5 protein-coding genes are annotated in these 4,900 nt (G+C 38.1%); all 5 read right to left on the bottom strand.

Going from position 1 to position 4,900, the window contains the following annotated elements:
* Window positions 1-331: 331 nt before the first annotated feature.
* On the bottom strand, window positions 332-1,828 hold the full coding sequence (gene lysS / locus HCJ45_RS14730) for a lysine--tRNA ligase (RefSeq protein WP_185349587.1): 1,497 nt from the start codon (window positions 1,826-1,828) through the stop codon (window positions 332-334).
* A 114-nt stretch (window positions 1,829-1,942) separates the two neighbouring features.
* On the bottom strand, window positions 1,943-2,938 hold the full coding sequence (dusB, locus tag HCJ45_RS14725; protein ID WP_185349585.1) for a tRNA dihydrouridine synthase DusB: 996 nt from the start codon (window positions 2,936-2,938) through the stop codon (window positions 1,943-1,945).
* Window positions 2,939-3,011: 73 nt separating this feature from the next.
* The gene (gene folK, locus HCJ45_RS14720) at window positions 3,012-3,491 is read right to left on the bottom strand and encodes a 2-amino-4-hydroxy-6-hydroxymethyldihydropteridine diphosphokinase (RefSeq protein WP_187125289.1); all 480 of its coding nucleotides are present in this window, start codon (window positions 3,489-3,491) and stop codon (window positions 3,012-3,014) included.
* Complete coding sequence (gene folB / locus HCJ45_RS14715) at window positions 3,484-3,858, bottom strand: dihydroneopterin aldolase (protein WP_187125288.1); 375 nt, start codon at window positions 3,856-3,858, stop codon at window positions 3,484-3,486. The genes folK and folB overlap by 8 nt, the downstream gene beginning before the upstream one ends.
* A gap of 13 nt (window positions 3,859-3,871) precedes the next feature.
* A complete protein-coding gene (gene folP / locus HCJ45_RS14710) occupies window positions 3,872-4,687 on the bottom strand; it encodes a dihydropteroate synthase (protein WP_187125287.1) in 816 nt (271 codons plus the stop codon).
* Between the last annotated feature and the right edge of the window lie 213 nt (window positions 4,688-4,900).

The raw sequence follows: 4,900 nt of genomic DNA, 5'->3' as shown, positions 1-4,900 counted from the left end.
TTCTGCCCTGCGATTACCAGTGAGACTTTACGTCTCATTGCTTTTCGTCTTCTTCTTTGTTCAGTTTTCAAAGGTCACTTTTCTTTGCTACCTTGTTTAGCAGCAACTCTTATATCTTACTCTATCCATTATTCAAAGTCAAGATGTTTTTTCAAAAAAATTTAATTTCTTCGAAGACATTTTGTCTTTGTTTAACTGGAACGTTTATAAATATATCATGTTTTTACAGGTATTGCAAGCATATTTTAAGAAAAAGTTTCTCTTTGGAAAATTTGTTTTTCTGACTAAAAATATAAAATCCAGAACTGAATATAACAGTCCTGGATTTTGATTAATCTCTGTGTTTCATTGTTGGGAATAGTAAGATGTCACGAATGGATGGTGCATCAGTTAGGAGCATTACTAAACGATCTATCCCTATCCCTAATCCACCTGTTGGCGGCAACCCATATTCTAACGCCTCTAGGAAATCAGCATCCATTCCATGTGCTTCATCATTTCCTTGTTCTCGTTCTTTCATTTGGGCTTCAAAACGTTCTCTTTGATCTATAGGGTCATTTAATTCTGAAAAGGCATTCGCGTGTTCACGTCCAACAATAAATAATTCAAAACGATCAGTAAAACGTTCATCTTCTGTATTTTTCTTAGCTAGTGGAGATATTTCAACCGGGTGTCCATACACAAATGTTGGTTGGATGAGTTTTTCTTCAACAAATGTTTCGAAAAATTCATTAAGAATATGGCCATATGTCATGTGTTTTGTAACTTGGACATGATGCTCTTTAGCTAATTTATGAGCCTCTTCATCAGATGTTACTTTCCAGAAGTCTACTCCAACATATTCTTTAACCGCATCTGCCATGTGGATTCGGCGCCAGTTTGGTGTTAAGTCAACATTATATTCACCGTAAGTAATCTTTGTTGTTCCATTTACTTGTTCACATACAGTAGAAACTAATCCTTCTACTAAATCCATTACATCTTCATAATCTTCATATGCTGCATAAGATTCTAACATAGTAAATTCGGGATTATGGCGCGTGGATGTTCCTTCATTGCGGAATACACGGCCAATTTCGTATACTTTGTCCATTCCACCGACAATCAATCGTTTTAAATGTAATTCTAGTGCAATTCGTAAATATAGCTCCATATCTAACGCGTTATGATGTGTGATAAACGGTTTCGCAGCAGCACCGCCAGCAATTGTGTGTAGTACAGGCGTTTCCACTTCTAAGAAACCTTGATTATCCATATAATCACGTGTGTATTTCAAAATTTTACTGCGCATAACGAATCGATTTTGACTTTCTTCATTTGTAATTAAGTCTAAATAACGTTGGCGATAGCGTTGTTCCACATCTTTTAAACCATGATATTTATCAGGTAGGGGGCGCAACGACTTGGATAGCAATGTGAACTCTGTTGCTTTTACAGATAGTTCGCCAGTATTTGTTCTAAAGATAGTTCCTTTAATACCAATAATGTCTCCTAAATCAGCTACTTTGAATACCGCATATGCGTCTTCGCCAATGGCATCTTTGCGGATATAAATTTGCAATTGGTGGAAACGATCTTGAATATGTGTAAAACCAACTTTTCCTTTTACACGTTTTGTCATAATACGTCCTGCTACTGTTACTTCAATAGAAGCTTCTTCAAGTTCTTCTTTTGATTTATCCGCAAATTTTGTTTCAATCTCCTCTGGGCTGATGGAACGGATAAATTTGCCACCAAAGGGATCAATGCCTTCTTCGCGCAATGTTTCTACTTTTTCGCGACGGACGATGAGTTGGTCATTTAGTTCTTCGTGATTCTCGTTACTCATATAGGTACACTCCTATTCTATTCATTTCTACAGATGTTTCCATTATACGCTCTTTTAGTGTTGTTTTTCTAGTATAAATTTAAAAATTGCCCCGAAAACTCGGGGCAACACTGATTAATCTTGTTTTGCTAGTTCTTTTTCTTCATATTGAAGAACAAATTCATTTAAAATTGCTTCCATTTCTGCTTGTTTTGTCGCTTGGTTTGCAGCGACTTTAGCTCGAGTACTTCCTCTAGCGCCTTTTAGATAGTAAGCAGCATGTTGTCTGAATTCGCGAACAGCAATATTTTCCCCTTTTAATTCGACTAAACGATTTAAGTGTAGCATAGCCGTTTGCATTTTTTCACGTGGTTCTGGTTCTGGTAGAAGTTCCCCCGTTTCAAGATATTTAACGGTTCGATAAATCATCCATGGGTTCCCAAGTGCTGCTCGACCAATCATCACGCCATCCGCTCCTGTGTGTTCTAAAATCCGTTTTGCATCTTCGGGAGTTCTAACATCTCCGTTGGCCATAAACGGAATCTTCAATTCACGCTTCACATCTCTAAGTACATCCCAGTTTGCGCTACCTTCGTACATTTGAACACGTGTGCGTCCGTGCATTGCAACAGCTGCAGCTCCGGCACGTTCAGCGGCTAATGCATTTTCGATAGCAAATACATGCTCCTCATCCCAGCCAATACGCATTTTTACTGTCACTGGTTTGTCAACAGCATCTACAACCGCAGCAACCATATCATAAACTTTATTTGGATCAAGCAACCACTTTGCTCCGGCTTCACACTTAATTATTTTGTTAACTGGGCAACCCATATTTATATCGATAATATCAGCGGTTGTATTTTCAGCAACGAATTTAGCCGCTTCCACAAGCGTTTCTTTTTCGCCACCAAAAATTTGTAAACTTAGCGGTTTTTCTTTTTCATCAATATATAGCATATCAAGTGTTTTGGCGTTTCGGTATGTGATTCCTTTGTCGCTAATCATTTCGCAGCAAACAAGTCCAGCTCCGAATTCTTTGACTGTAAGACGGAATGCGGAATTAGAGATCCCCGCCATTGGAGCTACAACTACTTGATTTTTAATTTCTACATTGCCTATTTTAAACATTTTAAAACCCCTTTCCTCTTACTTTGCGCTAGTGATATGTTATCATAAACAGTTTTTTCTGCAAGTGCCATTTTTACCACTTCACTTGTTTTTTTGTTTTCCGGACACCTTGCTCAGCCAAAACAGCATGATTAACATGAATGCTAGCTTTGTCGGGCGAGATTTCTACTAGCGGAATCATCACAAAAGCTCTTTCCTTCATATAAGGGTGCGGGATTTTCAGCTTTTTTGTGTCCATTTTAACATCATCATATAATAATATGTCAATATCGATCAACCGTGGCCCCCATTTAAATAAGCGGACACGCCCCAACTCAAGTTCTAATTTTAAACAAAAGTCTAGTAATTCAACTGGGGCAAAACTTGTTTCAATCTCTATAACGATATTTAGAAATGCCGCTTGATCTTCAAAGCCTACTGCATCGGTTTCATAAACACTAGATACTTTGACTATACCAATTTGTTCCGCTTCAGCTAATCCACTGACCGCATTATTTAAATTATCCAATCGCTCTCCAATGTTTGTCCCTATCGATAAAAAAGCTTTAGCCATTTAGTTCACTTCTTTTGCGTTCAATTTCTACCGCAACAGAATGATAATGTCCTGGAATTGGTGGATTTGGTTTAATTAATTTTACAGTTATTTCTTGAAGAAGCGGGTAGTTTACTAGAACCTCTGTCGCAATTTTTTCCGCGAGTGCCTCGATTAGTTTAAAAGGTTTTCCTTCTACAATCTCTTTAACCGTTTCATAGACGTCCGCATAACTAACTGTATCGTTTACATCATCCGAGTTTCCTGCTTTTTTTGTGGAAAGGCCTAGTATTAAAGACACGGTAAATTTTTGACCAAGTTTATTTTCTTCTGATAGAACTCCATGATAACCGTAAAATGCTAATTCGTTTAAATATATTTTATCCAATTAGGGCACCCCTTTATAATTTTGTAATATCTAACTTTCCAGTGATCGCATCGGTCATCCGAACCATTCGAGCAATCGGTAGAACATCATGTACTCGTGTAATTGTACACCCTTTTGTAAAACCATACACTACTGTCGCTCCAGTTCCTTCCATTCTCTCTTCAGGCGATCCTCCTAAAACTAAGCCAATGGTTGATTTGCGACTGGTACCCAGCAAAACTTCATATCCGAGTGCCACAATCTCATCTATTCGGCGTAAAATCTCTAAATTCTGCGCTGGCGTTTTAACGAAACCAAAACCCGGATCAAGGATGATATGTTCATCTGGCACTTGTGCATCTTTTGCAATTGCAACACTTTCTAATAGGTCTTGCTTCACATCCTCTAGAAAATCATCATAATTAGCGTTCTCTCGATTATGCATTAAACAAATCGGCACATTATATTTAGCTGCAATTTGCGCAATTTGCGGTTCTTTTTTCGCACCCCATTGATCATTTATTATATCTGCTCCTGCTAAAATAGCTTGTTCAGCAACCACCGCACGCCATGTATCCACTGATATCCAAATGTCAGGAAGCACTTCTCGTACAGCTTTAATAACCGGAAGTATTCTTGTTAATTCCTCATCTGGAGAAACTTCCAAAAAACCCGGGCGTGTCGATATTCCCCCTATATCAATAATTGCCGCTCCATCTTTCGCCATTTGCAAGGCATGCGCAACCGCTTCTTTCAATTGCATATATTTACCACCATCCGAAAAAGAGTCTGGTGTCACATTCAATATCCCCATGACCATACCTAAATGATCCTTTTCCCACTTTTTCATGCCCAAACACCTCTTTCCGAAATTTATTATAGCAGAATTCCACCATTTTAGCGCACAAAAAAACCGATGCGGAAAAAGGGAGTAAACCGCATCGGTCAAAAAAGGGAGTTTGGGATTTTCATTCTAAAAAGGGGGGAAGAATGAAAATGTTTTGCTTGTTGTTAGCTTATAACTATATATTAACCAATATTTTGGTGGATATGCTGTGATTTT

Source organism: Listeria immobilis (genome assembly GCF_014322845.1).
GTDB classification, from domain to species: Bacteria; Bacillota; Bacilli; order Lactobacillales; family Listeriaceae; genus Listeria; species Listeria immobilis.
This window is presented reverse-complemented; position numbering and strand designations above follow the sequence as displayed.